The following is an 18,125-nucleotide window of genomic DNA, read 5'->3' as shown; positions in this document are numbered from 1 at the left end:
ATTTATCAACTATTATAATTTAATATAACTATTTATTTACACTATTAAAATTAGCTTTAAAATCTATATTAATATGAGTATAATTAGAATTGATAACCGAACCAGCTATAACACTATTAGGATAGCTCCAAGTTCTAAAAGGTATATTGAAATATCTCAATATATTCTGAGCTTTTGAAAGCTCTATAGTAAATATATAATCAGGATTTATATTTTTGTATATTTGAATATTTAATGCCTCTTCTTCATAATTATTATCTATGATTGTTTCTATAGCTTTTTCATTTTCGCTGGCAAAATATACTGTATCAATAAAAGTATAATAAAGTTTATTTTCATTATTTAAATCATAAGAATATATAAATTTATTATTATAATTTCTCTCTTTTTTTATTAGATTAGGATATTTTTCTAATAATGCTATTTCCAATTTAGGAAGAAGAGAAACTTCATTTTCTATATTAAAAATAATAACAGGATAAATCAATTCAGATTTTTTTGATTCAACATAAGCAATAGCCATCTCTCCGTATAAATCATTTATAATACTTCCAAAAGAATAAACATTATTCATTTTCGTAAACAGATTATATAATTCAGAAGATAATTCATTATTATGATTAATTTTTAAATCATTATATACTATAGGATAAAGCCCAGCCAAATATGATTTCAAAGCAAAATACATAACAGTACTTTCTTTAGATAAATAATTGTGTATATCTATTTTACCGTCCAAATTATAAAGCGAATATCTTTCAGAGCCTCCATATTCATAATCTGTAAAAATATCTATTAAGCCATTATCATTATTTATTTTAATATTTCCATATATATTATTTGCATTAACAAAATAATTTAACGGAGTAAATAATAAAGAACCTTCGCATTTATTATAATCAAATAATTTTTTATTTACATAAAAAGAAATATCAGGCTCATATTGATTTTTTACCGTATTTAATAGTTGTATTTCATCAATACTGCTTATATTTGAAGTAAAAAAGTCAATTAATTTTTTGATATGATTAAAGTTTTTAGATGCTATTAAAAGTCCCTTATAAAAACTAAAAAATAAATAAGGATTTCCATTATCTAAAATGTATATTTTATTTTTATTATAATTAACTTTTTTTACTTCATATTTATTTATTTCTTTTGAATTGAAAAAAGAATTAAATATAAAAGAATTTAATTTTCCTATATCAAAAAGATAAAAAATTTCAGAATTATTTAAGTTTCCATTATATCCCCAAAAAAGCAAAGCAGCATTTCTTTTTAACATAGGCTTTGAAGCTAATCTTACAAAAAAATTATCATTTGTTTTAAGCATATCAGCAAATATATCTGCAGTTCTAAGTAAAACCGAAAAATCATGCATAGATTCATCATGAGATATTCTATATGCATATATTGAATCAGAAAATCTGAGTATACTTTTATTAAGACTTTTTACACTCACATAGGCAATACTATCTTCAGGTATATTTACTTCAGACATATTTTTTTTATGAAGTCCGTAAGGAAAATATCCTATTATTATGAATATAAATATTACTGCAATTAATATACTAGATAATATAAAGAATAATTTAATCTGTCTTTGTCTTTTAATACTCACCATAAAAAATTATTTCCTTATAATCATATTAATTACAGCATTCAAACTTTATTTTTGACACTATTTTTATTTTCGTAAAAATTAATAAATAATTTAACAAAAAAATCCGACTCAAGTTTATAACTTGAATCGGACTTTATTAATATAAATGTTAAAAATCTAATAATATTATTTAATAGATTCAACTATAGCATCTACTAAAGCATCCATTTCACCAACATTAGCAGCTTTCATAGAAGAAGAAACAGAAACCTGAGCATCTAAAACTTCACATTGTTTCAAGTTGTTTTCAATAAACTCTTGCATTAAACCGCCTGATTTAGGAGCCCAAGAACCATTTTCTATGATAGCAAACTTACGTTTTTGAACATTAAGAGCTCTCATATCATTCAAATAGTCATGCATTGGAGGGTAGATATTAAGGTTGTAAGTAACAGAAGCTAATACAACATGGCTCAATTTGAAAGTATCAGAAATCAAGTAAGAAACATGAGTGCTTGATACATCATGCATAGCTATATTAGTAATTCCTTTTTCAGCTAATTTACAAGCTAAAACACCAACCATATTCTCAGTATTACCATACATAGAAGCATATACGATTAATACGCCTTTTTCTTCAGGCTCATAAGTACTCCATTTATTGTATTTGTCAAGAATATAGCCTAAATTGTTTCTCCAAATAGGTCCGTGTAAAGGACAGAACATTTTAATTTTATCAATGATTCCGCCAGCTTTTTTAAGCAAGTTTTGTACATGAGGACCATATTTACCAACTATGTTAGTATAATATCTTCTAGCCTCATCTAACCAATCTCTGTCGAAGTTAACTTCGTCATTGAATAATCTTCCGTCTAAAGCGATGAAAGAACCGAAAGCGTCAGCAGAGAATAATACTCCATTAGTAGTATCAAAACTAACCATAGCTTCAGGCCAGTGTACCATCTGAGCAGCAACAAAAGCAATTTCATGCTTACCAAATTTTTTAGAATCGCCTTCTTTTACTTGCTCTTTCTTATCTTCAGGAATAGTAAATCCAAACTGATCCATAAACATGAAAGCTTTTTCAGTAGCAATAACTTTAGTTTCAGGATGTCTTATTAAAACTTCATCTATAGAAGCAGCGTGATCTGGCTCCATATGGTTAATAACCATATAATCAAGTTTTTTACCGTTTAAAACATACTCTAAGTTATCTAAGAATTGTCTGCAAACAGCCCAGTCAACTGTATCAAAAAGAACTGTTTTTTCATCTAAAAGAACATAAGAGTTATAAGAAACACCGCTAGTTAAAGGGTGTACATTTTCAAATAGAGCCAAGCGATGTTCATTCGCTCCAACCCAATATAAATCTTCAGTAACTTTTCTAACGCAATGCATTATTTTCCTCCTCAAAAAAATAATTAATAATTAAGTTTATATTTTAAGCCTTAATGAAGTTAGCTTTTTCTTCACTACAATCAGGACATGCCCATTCGTCAGGAAGAGCTGTAAATTCTGTACCTGGAAGTATTTCTGATTCTGGATCACCAATGAATGGATTATACTCATAACCGCAACCGCTGCATACATAGATTTTAGGTAATTCGATTGTTCTCTTAGGAGTAATCTTTTTCATTTTCTTATATGGTACTTCTGCAGGTTTCTTAGCAGCTGTTCCGCCAAGAGCTTTAGTCAATAATGGAAGAATCTCTTTAACATCTCCAACGATACCATAGTCAGCATTTTTGAAGATTTTAGCAGAACCTTTAGTATTGATAGCTACGATAATAGAAGCATTTTTTATACCTTTTAAGTGTTGGTTAGCACCTGAAATACCGCAAGCTATGTATAAGTTTCCATTGAATTTCTGACCTGACATACCAACATATCTGATGATAGGTAAGTATTTCAATTCTTCAGCAACAGGACGAGAACAACCTATAGCAGCACCAGCAGCTTTAGCTAAGTCTTCAACAAGCTTCATATTTTCTTTAGCACCTATACCTTTACCGGCACTTACTACTCTTTCAGCATTAACTATAGGTGTATTAATGTCAATACCTACAGAGAAGTCAATTCCATCTTTTTGAAGTGCAGCTACTAAAGAATCAACTTTATCTTGAGCTGAACCTTCTTTGAAGATGATATTTCTTCTTTCGCCAGTGATAGGACCTTTTTTAAGCATAGGACCAGCAGCAGCAGAAGGAGATTTAGGCATTTTACCAAGTATAGCAGCAGAAATAACTACTTTTTGTATTTCGCTTGTACCTTCATATATAGTACAAATCTTAGCATCACGATAAGCTCTTTCTACTATATAAGCACCTTTGATATAACCATTACCGCCGTGAATTTGAAGTGCTTGGTTTACAACTTCCAAACCTATTTCAGAAGCATATAATTTAGCCATAGCAGATTCAGTACCATAAGGTTCATGTCTGTCTTTCATAGCAGCAGCACTGTATATAAGAAGTCTAGCAGCACGTAATTTAGTAGCCATATCAGCAAGTTTGAAAGCGATAGCTTGTTGCTGAGCGATAGGGCGTCCGAACTGTATTCTTTCTTTAGAATAAGCTACAGCAGCTTCATAAGCACCTTGAGCAATACCTAATGCCTGAGCAGCAATACCTATACGACCGCCATCAAGAGTCTGCATAGCTATTTTGAATCCTTGACCTTCTTTACCAAGTAAGTTTTCTTTAGGGATTTTAACATTATCAAATAGTAATTGAGCAGTAGCAGAAGAGCGAATACCTAATTTGTCATATTTCTCTCCGAACTCAAAACCTTCCCAATCTCTTTCTACGATGAAAGCACTAACACCTTTAAGACCGATACCAGGTGTAGTAACAGCAAATACTACATAAGTTTCAGCTTCTATAGAGTTAGTAATGAAGATTTTTTCACCATTTAATATATAGTGATCGCCTTTTAATTCAGCAGTAGTTTCTGTACCGCCTGCATCAGAACCTGCTTCAGGCTCAGTTAAGCCGAATGCACCTATTTTTTTACCTTCTGCAAGAGGAACTAAATATTTTTTCTTTTGTTCTTCAGTACCGAAAGCATAGATAGGATAAGAACCCAAAGAACAATGAGCTGATAAAGTTACACCTATACTGCCATCTACTCTTGAAAGCTCTTCAACCGCTATAGCATAAGCAATATTATCAAATCCTGCTCCGCCATATTTAGTTTCAAAAGGCAAGCCCATTATGTCTAAGTTAGCTTTACCTAATTGTTTTACAGCTTCTGTTGGAAATTTACCTGTTTGATCAGATTCATGGGCTATAGGTGCCACTACTTCTTCAGCCCATGCCCTAATTTTAGCACGAAGTTCTTCATGCTTTTCTGTTGTTTTAAACATTTGCTTCTCCTTTAATAATATTATTAATTTAGTATATAAAAATAATAATCAATATTCAAATTTATTTATTGCTCTTTCTCCAAATTTTTGCTTTCTCTGCTTCTTTAATTAAGCCGTCTCTTAAATCAGGATGAGATATAGAAATCAAAGCCTCAGCTCTCTGCCAAGTACTTAATCCTTTCAAATTTACTTTACCATATTCTGTTACTACATAATGAGTATTAGCTCTAGTATCTGTAACTATTGTGCCGTTAGCAAAACTTGGTACTATTCTTGATTTTAGCTGTCCGTCTTTTCCTGTTACAGTTGAAGATAAGCAGATAAAGCTTTTTCCGCCTTTAGACAAATAAGCTCCTAATACGAAGTCTAATTGTCCGCCTGCTCCGCTTATATGTTTAAATCCTGTTGATTCAGCACTTACTTGTCCGAATAAGTCTATTTCTACTGCATTATTGATTGACATAAAATTATCTATAGATGATATTACTCTTACATCATTAGTATAATCCACAGGAGCTGATAAACATTCAGGGTTATTATGTAAATAATCATACAATTTTTTAGTACCTGCTCCGAATGCATAAGTTTGTCTGCCTCTATCTATATTCTTTTTTGAACCTGTTATTTTTCCAGCCAAAGATATATCAACGAAAGCATCTACATACATTTCTGTATGAACTCCTAAATCTTTCAAATCAGATTCTGCTATTAATGTACCTACTGCATTAGGCATACCGCCTATACCTAACTGCAAACAAGCTCCATTAGGAATTTCTTCTACTATAAGTCTAGCTACTGTTTTATCTACCTCTGTAGCACCTCCGCCAGGCATTTCTTTTATAGGAGGATTATTTCCTTCTACTATCATATCTACTTGATTGATATGAACTGCCTCTCCGCCTATATTAGCAGCACCTAAACATCTAGGCATATTCTTATTAACTTCTACTATTACGCATTTAGCTCTTTCTATTAAAGCCTGCATATGAGAAGCATTAGGACCGAAATTGAAGTAGCCGTTATCATCCATTTCTGATACTTGGAACATTGCTACATCTATTCCTCTTGGCAAATCTCTATAATATCTAGGCATTTCTGAATAACGAATAGGATCATAGAAACAGAAACCTCTGTCTACTGCTTTTCTTTCTAAGCCTGACATATGCCATGAATTCCAAGTAATATGTTTTTCCGGACTTTCTATCTTGAAAATCTCAGGCTCCCACATTAATATACCGCCTCTTAAATTAATATCTGTTAATTCAGGCAGTCTTTTTGCGAAAGCTTTATCTAACTCTACTACTGTAGCAACCACCCAGCCATAATCAACCCAATCGCCAGACTTTATAACTTTTACAGCTTCATCTGCTGTTGTTAATTTTTGTTTGTATAAGGCTTTAAAATCCATAAAAAACTCCAGCTTAAATATTTTTTAAATTAATCGTTGTTTTTAATTAACTCTAGTATAGTAAAATAAAATTCAATTGTCAATTGATTTTCTATATACAATTACTTTTTTTTGTTTTTTTTAACAATAAAATAACTATTTTATATTTTAATTTATTTGGTATATTTAAACTTTCATAAAATAATTATTGTGATGAGATAATATATTAAAAGATAAAATAAAAATATAAGCAATTAGATATAAAATACATATAGCTGAAATTATTAAATTTTATTTATGAAAAATTATAAAAAAATCAAAAGCGAAATATAATTATAAATATGCATTTTATGAATAAGATAATATATATTTTCTTTAATTTACTAAATTATTTTTTAGCTTGCTGAATTAAATAAAATTCTAAGCAAATACAAAATTACTTAAATACTATTTAAAAGAATATATTAGCAGCATTAAAAAAATTTTAAATTCAATATAAATATTTATAGTATTATTAAATACTGTTTTAATTACATATACACAATTAAATTTACTGCCGATTTTTAATATATAATTTACATATAAATAGTCAGCCTAGACGGCATATATTTTTTATATTCATAAATCTTTAATATTTAAGTAAAATTTAAAAATATTATAAAAATATTTGAAAATAAAATTCAAAGCATTATTTTTTTAAATTTCTATAATTAGAAATAAAGATATCATAAGGATAAAGTTTAAAAGAATCATTATAAACATTCTCAAGTAAGTTTTTTATCAAATTAAGCTTATCTCTAAAAGATTTATTTTTATCTCTTATTTTATTAAACTCATCAAAAAAAGATTTTCTCACTATTTTCATAAAAACACTTATTCTTATCATCTCATCAAAAACTATTCCGTTTGGTACTCTTAATTTTTTTATGATAATGAAGAATATAGATAAAAAATAAAGTACGGAAACTATTCTCATAAAATAAATAATAGTAAAATCAGCACCCGCTTTATCAATATAAAATCCAAATAAATTATAGTATTCTCCTCTGGAGTTTAAAGCCTGAATTATAAATATTGCTAAAAAATAAGGCAGTAAATACAATAATTTTTTTATAGTTATAAGAATAGACTTAGTAAATATAATATGAAGAATAAAAAAAGCTATTGTAATATATATTAGAAAATCTGCCTTTATAAAAAATATAGTTATCAGTATGACTAAAGATGATATAATGTATAATATGTAAAACATTATTTATTTACGCGTTCAACATAGCTGTCATCTCTAGTATCAACTTTTATTTTATCCCCTATATTTATAAATAACGGCACATTAACCTCTATTCCTGTTTCAAGTTTGGCGGGCTTTAATGTAGAACCTGTAGTATCGCCTTTAAAACCTGGTTCTGTATAAGAAACTTCTAATACCACATGTATAGGAAAACGAACCGCTGTAACATCATCATTGATATACTGTAAATCAACTTCGCTGCTGTCTAATAAATAGTATTTGCTGTCACCCAAAATATCAGAACTTACATGAACCTGCTCATAATTATCTAATATCATAAATACATAGCTGTCATTCTCTTCATAAAGATACTGTGCTTTTTTATATGATAAATCAGCCTCTTCAACACTTTCGGTAGATGAAAAAGTTTTTTCTATCATATTGCCTTTAATCATATTTTTAAGCTTAGTTTTAACATTTGCCTTTCTCTGCTGTGCCCTATGAAAATGAGCATCTACTACTAAATAAGTTTCCCCGTCTAAAATTATAGCATCGCCTTTTCTTAAATCATTTACTGGTAACATTAAAAACCCCTATATAAATTTAATTAATTATTATATATTATATAATAAGATTTATAGCATCATATTTCATCAATAATACCTAATTTATCATTAACATATTTTTTATCAAGTTCAAATATCTGTTTTTCTTTATCATCATTAGGCATATCATACATAGCATCAAGCATAACTCTCTCAAATAAAGCCCTCAAGCCTCTGGCACCTGTATGCTCTTCTATAGTCTTTTTAACTATTGATTTTAATGCCTCATCATCAATTTTTAATTCTATATTATCATAAAAAAATAATTTCTGATACTGTTTAGTCAAAGCATTTTTAGGTTCTTTTAATATTTTCAAAAGCTCTTCTTCTTTAAGCTCTTCTAAAGTAGCTATAACAGGAAGCCTTCCTATAAGTTCAGGAATAAGCCCGTATTTAACCAAATCTTCAGTAGCAATACTTTTCATTATCTCATCATAATTAAGATTATCCATAGAATTAACTTCAGCAGCAAATCCTAATCCCTTTCTAGAAGTTCGTTCTGCAATAGATTTTTCTATATCAATGAAAGCCCCTCCGCATATAAAAAGTATATTAGAGGTGTCTATATGAAGATTATCCTGATGAGGATGTTTTCTTCCGCCATGAGGAGGAACCGTAGCAACAGTGCCTTCAACAATCTTTAATAAAGCCTGCTGAACACCCTCGCCTGAAACATCTCTTGTTATAGAACGCGATTCGCTTTTACGTGAAATTTTATCTATCTCATCAATATATATTATACCTTTTTCAGCTAATTTTATATCGCCGTCAGCATTCTGTATGAGTCTTAAGAGTATATTCTCAACATCATCGCCTACATAACCAGCCTCTGTTACTGTAGTAGCATCAGCAATAGCAAAAGGAACATTCAAAGCCTTAGCTAAAGTACGGGCTAATAATGTTTTTCCGCTTCCTGTAGGACCTATTAAAAGCACATTAGACTTTTCTATTTCAACATCATTCTTATCTTCAGCATTCTGCATTATTCTCTTATAATGATTATAAACAGCCACAGATAAAACTTTTTTAGCATAATCCTGCCCTACAACATACTCATCAAGCAGAGATTTTATTTGTTTAGGAGGAAGTATATTTATTTTATAATCTTTTGATTTTTTCTTCTGAATATTCATATTAAAATAATCATTAGCTATAGAAGAACAATCAGAACATAAATAACCTTCATTTCCCTCAATATATCTGCTTAATTCTTTAAGTTCTCTTCCGCATAGAGAACAAACTTCTTTTTTATCATTACTTTTTTTAGGCATATCTCTCCAACATTAATAACTATAATTAAGTTTATATATTCTATATCAAAATATAACTATTGCAATAAAAAATTAAAAAATAAAAAAAATTAAATGTTTAAGAGTTATAGATACTCTATATTTTTTAATAATTTATAATTCTACTATATTTATTTTTTGTTATACATTATGTACATATATATAACTTTAATTGATACTTTGCAATAAAAATTTTATTAAAAAAAGATTTATACTTAATGTATATATTATAAATTAAATTTTGAAGATAATAATTCTTCTATTTTTTTATGCAAAAGTTTTATTTGACCATAAATATATTCAACAGCATTATCAGTATTAAGCCTTTTCTGTGAAATAAATTTATTATACAAATCATCATTTTTATGAAGAAGTTCTATTTCTTTTAAAATATTTTCATTTTTAGAGTTTTCCTGCCAGTAAAAAACTGCATTTTTATTTATAATATCTCCTTCTAAATTTTTATCTCCATTCCATACAGGTATAGATCCTGCATTAAAAGCATCAAATAATTTTTCTGTAATATATCCGTCTTCAATACAATTTTCAGGACATATATTGAATTTAAATTGTCTTAAATATTTAATCTTATTATCTTCAAAATCGTTTTTTAAAGAATCATCATTATGTAAAAATTTACTAGGACAGCTAATTTTATCTATTTTTAACATAGCATCATATATATGCTCCCTTAAATTATTAGCTCCTCCCCAATTAGATATTAATGATGCAAATTTTGTTTTTTCAAACTTGGCATTATTTATTTCAAGTATTCTCTTATGCACAACATCTTTATTAAGTTCTGTAATATTAAAATTATAAAGTATCCATAAAGGAAATCTTATATAATTAGGATTGGATATATGATTAAAACCTAAAGACAAATCGCATAAACCTATACAGTTATCATTAAAATCCCTTCTAAATACCTGAACAGGCTCACCTGTAAAGAAGATTTTTATTTTTGCTTTTGACTGAATAATATTTTGTCTGTCTCCGAAAACATAAAAAATTTCAATATCAGGATCATATTTAGTAAATAACAGATTGATATTCTTTTTTGATAAAATAGATTTACAAATTAAAAAATAACTTCCGCCTTTTTTAATATCTTCATAGTAATTACTCTCTTTCATAAATAAGATATTACCGTTAACATTTTTACTAATATATCTTATTTCATTTCTTAAATCAAATAATTCATTTGTTAAATTTGCTGCATTGTCTTTTATTTCTTTTAAATCTAAAATATTATAAAATAAGGCTCTTAAAAAATATCTGAATTTTCTGACAGGCATTAGCCATAATATTTTATCAATAAATTTTTTATTTTCATTCATAATTTAAAATCCTTTTATATTATGAATAAAAAATAAAAAAAACTGCAAATATAAACGCTGCATTAAAAAATAATGCATAGAATAAAATAGATTGCATATATTTAGAACTGTTGTGTTGTGTTGTGTTGTGTTGTGTTGTGTTGTGTTGTGTTGTGTTGTGTTGTGTTGTGTTGTGTTGTCATAAAAAACACCATTATAATTTTTAATATTATAAAATAATAATATTTAAAAATCAATAATAATAAATAAAAAACATTCTTTAATAGCCATAAATATGCAATTTTTTTTATTTTAACATACTATAGCTTAAATTACTGCAAATAATAAAAATAAATATATATTCAGTAATATTAAAAAAAATATATGCTTTATAAAATCATAAAACCATATAAGAAAAATTAATATAAACTGCTTTATTAAAAATATCATAATTTATACAAAATAATTAAATAAAGTATATGCTGTTATTGAACAGAAAATAATTCAAACGGCTATTGACTATAATCACTTTTTATAATATAATCAACCGAATAATTTGTTTAATTTTTTATTAAAATTTTTATTGGAGGAAAATAATGGCAAGAGTATGCGAAATATGCGGAAAAGGCAAACAAAATGGTCATAGTGTAAGCCATTCTAATATAAAAACTAAACGCTCTTTCAATGCTAATTTGCAAAATGTAAGAATAGAGGTAAACGGTGCTGTAAAAAAAGCATTGGTTTGCACTAAATGTATTAAAGGCAATAAAATATCTAAAGCTAAATAATAAAGATTTTTTGTAATTTCAAAATAATAATGAATGTTGATATAGGTAAATTTGCTGGTTTTTGCGACGGCGTGAAATATGCTGTTGAAAACACTTTTTCTCAGGCAGCTAAAAATAACGGCGATATATATATAGACGGACATTTAATTCATAATCCTCAAACCCTTGATATGCTGGAAAATATCGGAGTAAAAACTTATGAAGATGATGAAGATATGTCTGTTTTGGATAATAAAACCGTTATTATAAGGGCACACGGAGTATCTCCGAAAAGAAGAGAAAATCTTTCTGCACATGCCAAAAAAATAGTAAATCTTACCTGTAAATATGTAGCAAAAATTCAGAGTCTTGTAAAAAAATATAGTTCTTTAGGATACAGAATTATAGTAATAGGTAATCCTTCGCATCCTGAAATTATAGGCATTTCTGGATATGCTGATGATGTTTATGTTGTATACAAAGATGAAGATTTAAATAAACTTCCTGATAGTCCTAAGAAAACATTAATAGCCGCTCAGACTACATTGCAGAAATCTGTTTTTGATAAATTTGTAGAGCAAATAAAGAATAAATATAAAAATACTGAAATAATTGTAAAAAATACTATATGCACAGCTACTGAGCAAAGACAAAATGAAATATTGGATATTGCAAAAAGAAATGATGTTGTTCTTGTAATAGGCGGTTCTGAAAGTTCTAATACAAGAAATTTATATAATATCGCATCTGCTATTAAGCCTTCTTTTTATGTTGAATATAAAGAAGATTTAGAAAATATAGATCTGTCAAATTATAAGAATATTGGTATTATGGCAGGAGCTTCTACTCCTGATTGGCTTATAGAAGATGTGGCACAGACTATAAAGGATAAATATTCTAATAATATAGCTAGATTTTTCTCAAAAATATTCGACTTTCTTAATTATGGTTATATTTTCTTTTCTGTTGGTGCTTTTTTAATGTCTTATGCTATATATGACATATTATCGCAGCCTTTTCAGTATAAAATAGGTATTATAACAGCATTGTATTATTTGTATATGAGTTTGGGTAATGCATACAGTAATTATACTATTAGGATAAGCGATAAAAGAAGATATTTATTTTATCAGAATAATAAAATATTTTTTATGTTATTAATGTTCGTAAGTGCTTTATTAATGTTTTATTTTGCTTATAAGGTTGATATAGGCATATTAATGCTTTCAATACTTTCAAGTTTGCTAGGTATTGGATATAATATAAGTTTTGAAAATAAATCAAGATTTGAATCATCATTTTTCTTTAAATTATTCAAAAAACTTATACCATTTAAAGCAATAATTATATCGGCTGCAGTCACTGTTTTATTAAACGGCTCTATATTGATTATGAATAGAGATATATTCAGCAGAAACCCATTTTTATATTTATTTTCTACAAGCATAGTATTTTTATTTATGTTCATAAGGCAGGCTTTAATAGAAATAAAATTTTCTCAAAGCGATAAAATAGCAGGTGCTGTCACTTTAACTACATATATAGATTCTAATAAATTGGCTTTTATAACAGGTGTAATACCTATTATATTGGCTTTATTTATGGTAGCAGGTATTATTATATGGAAATTTCATTTAGAAACTAATAAATTAAAATATTTTGTTCCAATTATATACAGCAGCATAATATCATTTACAGTTATGAAAAAGAAAATAATAGCAAGCAGGCATTTATTTTCAATATTAATAGATTCGCCTCTTTATGTATTATTTTTAGCGGCATTAATCAATATTTAATTTACAGAGTCTAAAGATTACAAAAACAGAAAAATTTAAATTATTATATATTTTATAATTAATACCGCATATTATTAATTTTTTTTCATAAAAAGAGAAGATGAACTAGCAAGATGATGTCTTCTCAAATCTATAAGTTCAAATATTGTAGCAGAAGATAAACTTTCTCTTAAAGCTTTAGGAGATTTTAATAATTTAATAATTTCTTCGTTAACCATCCATTCTTCATCATAAACATTACTCATAGAATCCCTAGGAGCATATATCATATTACTTCTAGCTAATACTATAAATCTATTATTCTCATCATAATATCCTAATTCTCCTATAAAATAAGCATGAGGCATAGCTAAATTAATATATCTGTCGCCGTAAATATAGTTTACTTCTATCTCTTTATGAATTTCTCCATTAGTGATATCATAGCCAAAGACATGAAATATTCTAACTGATATTCTTTTTCCTTTTAAAGAATGATAATTTATATCATCATCAGATATATCCCAGTAGAAAAAACACCATTCAGGGTCACGCATCATAAGTACTAATTTTGTTTCATTGTATCTGTCAGGAAGCTCTCTAACTATATCTACTTCATCAGGTATATATTCAGGCTTTTTTACTTCTTCTTCTAATTTTTCTATATCTTTTACTTCTTCTTTAGCTTTCTTTTTTGAAGAAGATTTTTTAGCAGCAGTTGAAGCTGTTTTTTTACTAGCTGCCGATTTCACTGAAGCTTTTTTCGCTGCAGTGCTTGATTTCTTTTTCACCTCTTTTTTTTCAGATGCAGGTTTTTTTTCTGCCTCTTTTTTACTTGATGCAGATTTTTTTCCTGCTTCTTTTTTATCGGCTTCAGTTTTTTTTACAGAAGTCTTTTTAACTGATTTTTCTGTTTTCTTAGTAGCCATTAAATATCTCCATAACTTATTTTTAAGAAATATTATAGAATAAATACTTTTATTGTCAACAATTAAATTTACTTTTTTATTTTTATTATTGCCAATAAAAACTGCAAATCTCTGTAAAGTAAATATGCAATTTTTATAATTTAAGTTATAAGCTTCTCTTTTATAGATTTAAAATTATTTTTAATAAGCCTCGCTGTATTTATAAATATCAGAAACTAAAAATTTTATATTCGGTTTTATAATATCTAAAAACTATATTTTTTATTATTCTTTTGCAACTATTTTTAAATAATTTAAAAATGCTTCATCTTCGCAAATAGTTTTGCCTTCATCATCTGATAATTTAGCTACAGGCTTTCCATTAACGCTTTGAAGCTTCATAACTATATTCAAAGGCTTTGCTATAGGTTCAAAATCATTTGTTATATAAGTTCCTATACCAAATGTAACATTAGTTTCATCTTTGAATTCTTTATATATATTGTAGGCTTTATCAAAATTAAGATTATCGCTGAAAAGCAATGTTTTAGTTCTAGGATCTATTCTTAACTTTTTATAATGATTTATAACTTTATATCCCCAGTTAATAGGGTCTCCTGAATCATGTCTTATTCCGTCATAAAGTTTTGCAAAATACAAATCAAAATCTTTTAAAAATTTATCAGTGCCTAAAGTATCAGATAAGGCTATTCCTAAATCTCCCCTATATTCATTAACCCAAGACTGAAGCATAAATTTCTGACTTTCTGCAAGCCTTACTTTATCAAGAGCCTGCCCTATTTGATAATATTCGTGGGCATTAGTACCTACAGCAAGCAAATCATATTTCCTAGCAAAATAAACATTACTTGTTCCAACCAAATATGAAGAAGTAAGTCTGCTTTTTAATATACTAATAACTTTATCCTGCCAATCAAAAGAAAATCTTCTTCTAGTGCCAAACTCAGAAAATTTAAATCCTCTTTCTTCTTTATGCATAGGCATAAGTTTATCATTTATTTTTTTTATTAAATTAATCTCAGCCTGATTATAAGCTGTTTCAGTATTATCATTTTTGCAAATAGTATTGGCATAATAAATTTCACTAATCATAGCAAGTATTGGTATTTCCCAAAGTATAGTCTGATACCAAGGTCCCTCTATTTCAACTGTTAATTTATTATTATCAAATAATGCTTTTATATGTTCTTCTAATGGTCTGTATAGTTTTAAAAACTCTATATAATCTTTTTTTATAAATCTTAAAGAAGATAAATAATCAAGCTCATCTTTTTTAAATCTCAAATCACAGAAATATTTTATCTGCTTTAGAAACTCTTTATGCATATCTATATTCCATTCTAAAATATTTCTGCTTCTAAAAACATAGCGAACCCAAACATTAGAAAATTGTCTTAAAGCACATTGCTGCATAGTAAATTTATATAAATCAGTATCTAATAAGCTAATCATTATAGGTTTCATTTTTTGTCCTTAATTTATTTTTCATTTTTTATCAAATGTTTTGGATATTTTATAAAGTCTATAAATCCCAGAGATAAAACCAATAAATATGCCTATTATTGTAAATAGAGGCTTACTATTAAAATATTTATCAGCATAATACCCAACAAAAGTTAATCCTAATACCATACTTCCAAACTCAACGCCAAGTGCCGCATATTTTACTGCATTTTGTAATTTTTTATTATCATTTATATTCATATTCTACCGTTGTAAATATCAAAGGATTAACATATTCAGTTGCTATTTTCAATTCATATTCAAAAACTCCTGTCTTTGCATTTCCCAAAATTTCTGCTTTTTTCACATCCATTTTTTCAGATACTAAAGAAGTAGCAAGCCCTTTATATCTGGTAACAATACCAAATCTATGATAAATAGTAATTGTAAATCCTGTATCCTTATCATAAGATATATCGCTGACTGTGCCTGAAGCTGCTGACCTTATTAGAGTTCCTGCAATGGTTTCAAAGCCTATTCCTTTTGATATAATAGATCCCTCCTGATATGGTCTTGATATAACGGCATATCTTGAATCTATAGGCAGTATAGACGGGATTTGCTCTAATGAGTTATTTTTTGAAGTTATATTTGCTTTTAATTCATTTAAATATACTTTTATTTTTTCTAGTTCTTCTGCTCTGTAATTCATTATAAGGATATTATCCATATCATTAGTGGGAAAATTTAAACTATTAGTTTCTATTTTTAATAATGAAATAATATCAGACATATCATTTCTATAATAATCATTAGTTACTACAGAACTAAATATATTTTCAAGAGAATTTATTTCTGACAGTTTATCTTTATAGCTTCCGCTTAACACTTCAGTTTTGCTTGTAATAACTGTGTTTTTAGTAAGAAAATAAAATGTTGTGAGAAGAGACATAGATATTATAAATGTAATAATTATTAATGAATATATAGGCAGAGATAAAGTTTTAGTTTTCTTTTTGGAATGAGGTATAAACATAAAATAAATTCTATAAGTTAGAAATTTACCTATTTTTTTTATAAACAAAGAAAATAATGATGGCTTTTTAGTGATATATTTAGTATTATTCTTTTTCTTTTTTTTTGGTTTTATATACATAATATTTTTCTGCCTAATTTAAAACTATTTTAATAAAATGCTATTATAATATATAACAGTAAAATAGTTCATTTTGTAGTATATACATCAACTAAAGCTTCATACATTTGATTTGCTAACTCTCTTATAGCTTTTATACTTCCAAACTGCCATTCATGTATAAAAGCACATTCTATTAAAACAGAAGGAACATCTTTTTTCATTTCTTGTTTATTATAAGTATTTTCAAAAGCATCTCCTATAACAATCAAGCCCCTTAAAGATATAGCATTATTTATTAATTCTTCTCTATCATAGAATTTCCATAAGGAATTAGGAAGTACATTGTCATGTCCTATAATAGGAGAAATTTTATATTTTTCCTGCATTTTTTCTGATAATTTATAGGCAACCTGCATAGAAGCGTGAAATTCTCTATTATACGGACTTACTATAATATGAAATCCTGAAGTTTTATCTCTTCTGCTTATATAAGGCATATAATCAAAATGTATGCTTAATAGTAAATCAAAATTATTATCTATGGCATAATGTCTGATAGCATATAATTCTAAAGTTTGATATCTAGTTAAATTTCCGGCTCTTTCCTCTCCCTTTACTTTAGTATTATATATTCCTAAAAGTCTGTCATAATTATTTGTCATATACTCTTTAATAGGTCTGCTGTAATATGCTTCATCTCTGCTCATAAAATATTCAAATCTTTCATCTTCAGATAGTATTTTTGCTAATTCTCTGGCAACTCTTAAATTTACATAATATTCATATCCCAAATACCCTAATGCCCCTTTAGTAGCGGCATTATGTCCTGGGTCTATAAGCACTCTGATTTTTTTATTTTCTATTATTTGATTGAATTTTTCACTTGGGCTTTGTATTCTGCCGTTTTCATTATTATCTCTTACTATACTGTCAGATATTTTTATATTGGCAGTAACTATAAGAGATGAAAAAGATACTATTATCAAAATAATAATAACTGTAGAAAATATAATAAATCTATTTTTGTTATTCATATTTCTATTATCGTAAATAATTTTATTAAATTAATATATAGCTTAAAAATATGCTCAATAGCAATTTTAAATCTTATAGCTAACATACTGCGATTAATCTAAAGCCAAGTTTATAGCTTAAAATTATTTTAATAAGTCCTATTATTTTTTAATACAATACACTCACAATTTTTATATTTAGCTTTATAGCATTTAAAAAATTATTAGTTTTTATTATTACTAATAAAAAACTTGTTCGTTA

The 18,125-nt window shown here is 27.2% G+C and carries 15 protein-coding genes; 2 read left to right on the top strand and 13 right to left on the bottom strand.

Going from position 1 to position 18,125, the window contains the following annotated elements; all coding sequences use genetic code 11:
* Positions 1 to 28: 28 nt before the first annotated feature.
* The 8 genes from QZ288_RS07140 to QZ288_RS07100 all read right to left on the bottom strand — a co-directional run bounded on the left by QZ288_RS07140 (position 29) and on the right by QZ288_RS07100 (position 10,819).
* A complete protein-coding gene (locus QZ288_RS07140) occupies positions 29 to 1,624 on the bottom strand; it encodes a hypothetical protein (protein WP_295156980.1) in 1,596 nt (531 codons plus the stop codon).
* A 165-nt stretch (positions 1,625 to 1,789) separates the two neighbouring features.
* Entirely contained in the window at positions 1,790 to 3,001 is a 1,212-nt protein-coding gene (locus tag QZ288_RS07135; protein WP_295156977.1) for an FprA family A-type flavoprotein, read from the bottom strand.
* A gap of 43 nt (positions 3,002 to 3,044) precedes the next feature.
* On the bottom strand, positions 3,045 to 4,967 hold the full coding sequence (locus tag QZ288_RS07125) for an acyl-CoA dehydrogenase family protein (protein WP_363322982.1): 1,923 nt from the start codon (positions 4,965 to 4,967) through the stop codon (positions 3,045 to 3,047).
* Between the two features lie 61 nt (positions 4,968 to 5,028).
* The gene (locus QZ288_RS07120; protein ID WP_295156975.1) at positions 5,029 to 6,375 is read right to left on the bottom strand and encodes a butyryl-CoA:acetate CoA-transferase; all 1,347 of its coding nucleotides are present in this window, start codon (positions 6,373 to 6,375) and stop codon (positions 5,029 to 5,031) included.
* Positions 6,376 to 7,042: 667 nt separating this feature from the next.
* Positions 7,043 to 7,606, bottom strand: coding sequence for a hypothetical protein (locus tag QZ288_RS07115; RefSeq protein WP_295156973.1), 564 nt, complete (start codon positions 7,604 to 7,606; stop codon positions 7,043 to 7,045).
* Positions 7,606 to 8,169 (bottom strand): elongation factor P, encoded by a 564-nt coding sequence (gene efp, locus QZ288_RS07110; protein ID WP_295156971.1) that lies wholly within the window; start codon positions 8,167 to 8,169, stop codon positions 7,606 to 7,608. The genes QZ288_RS07115 and efp overlap by 1 nt, the downstream gene beginning before the upstream one ends.
* A gap of 59 nt (positions 8,170 to 8,228) precedes the next feature.
* Positions 8,229 to 9,461, bottom strand: a complete 1,233-nt coding sequence (gene clpX, locus QZ288_RS07105) for an ATP-dependent Clp protease ATP-binding subunit ClpX (protein WP_295156968.1) — start codon at positions 9,459 to 9,461, stop codon at positions 8,229 to 8,231.
* A gap of 245 nt (positions 9,462 to 9,706) precedes the next feature.
* Entirely contained in the window at positions 9,707 to 10,819 is a 1,113-nt protein-coding gene (locus QZ288_RS07100) for a glycosyltransferase family 10 (protein WP_295156965.1), read from the bottom strand.
* A 575-nt stretch (positions 10,820 to 11,394) separates the two neighbouring features.
* Here QZ288_RS07100 and rpmB point away from each other — a divergent pair.
* Positions 11,395 to 11,586: a 50S ribosomal protein L28 gene (gene rpmB / locus QZ288_RS07095; protein ID WP_295156961.1), complete on the top strand. Its 192-nt coding sequence runs from the start codon at positions 11,395 to 11,397 to the stop codon at positions 11,584 to 11,586.
* 29 nt (positions 11,587 to 11,615) lie between these two features.
* Positions 11,616 to 13,361 (top strand): 4-hydroxy-3-methylbut-2-enyl diphosphate reductase, encoded by a 1,746-nt coding sequence (ispH, locus tag QZ288_RS07090; RefSeq protein ID WP_295156958.1) that lies wholly within the window; start codon positions 11,616 to 11,618, stop codon positions 13,359 to 13,361.
* A 74-nt stretch (positions 13,362 to 13,435) separates the two neighbouring features.
* On the opposite strand, the gene QZ288_RS07085 is transcribed toward ispH, so the two are convergent.
* The 5 genes from QZ288_RS07085 to QZ288_RS07065 all read right to left on the bottom strand — a co-directional run bounded on the left by QZ288_RS07085 (position 13,436) and on the right by QZ288_RS07065 (position 17,884).
* Positions 13,436 to 14,269: a DUF4912 domain-containing protein gene (locus QZ288_RS07085; RefSeq protein ID WP_295156955.1), complete on the bottom strand. Its 834-nt coding sequence runs from the start codon at positions 14,267 to 14,269 to the stop codon at positions 13,436 to 13,438.
* Positions 14,270 to 14,533: 264 nt separating this feature from the next.
* Positions 14,534 to 15,733: a nicotinate phosphoribosyltransferase gene (pncB, locus tag QZ288_RS07080; RefSeq protein ID WP_295156953.1), complete on the bottom strand. Its 1,200-nt coding sequence runs from the start codon at positions 15,731 to 15,733 to the stop codon at positions 14,534 to 14,536.
* Positions 15,734 to 15,754: 21 nt separating this feature from the next.
* Positions 15,755 to 15,973, bottom strand: a complete 219-nt coding sequence (locus QZ288_RS07075; RefSeq protein ID WP_295156951.1) for an AtpZ/AtpI family protein — start codon at positions 15,971 to 15,973, stop codon at positions 15,755 to 15,757.
* A complete protein-coding gene (locus QZ288_RS07070; RefSeq protein WP_295156948.1) occupies positions 15,960 to 16,868 on the bottom strand; it encodes a M23 family metallopeptidase in 909 nt (302 codons plus the stop codon). Before QZ288_RS07070 ends, QZ288_RS07075 begins: the two co-directional genes overlap by 14 nt.
* 68 nt (positions 16,869 to 16,936) lie before the next feature.
* A complete protein-coding gene (locus tag QZ288_RS07065; protein WP_295156946.1) occupies positions 16,937 to 17,884 on the bottom strand; it encodes an N-acetylmuramoyl-L-alanine amidase in 948 nt (315 codons plus the stop codon).
* Between the last annotated feature and the right edge of the window lie 241 nt (positions 17,885 to 18,125).

Origin of the sequence: uncultured Brachyspira sp. (assembly GCF_910578695.1) — a bacterium.
In the GTDB taxonomy this organism is placed as follows: Bacteria; Spirochaetota; Brachyspiria; order Brachyspirales; family Brachyspiraceae; genus Brachyspira.
The sequence above is the reverse complement of the archived record's forward strand: the minus strand, read 5'-3'. Positions and strand labels throughout refer to the sequence as shown.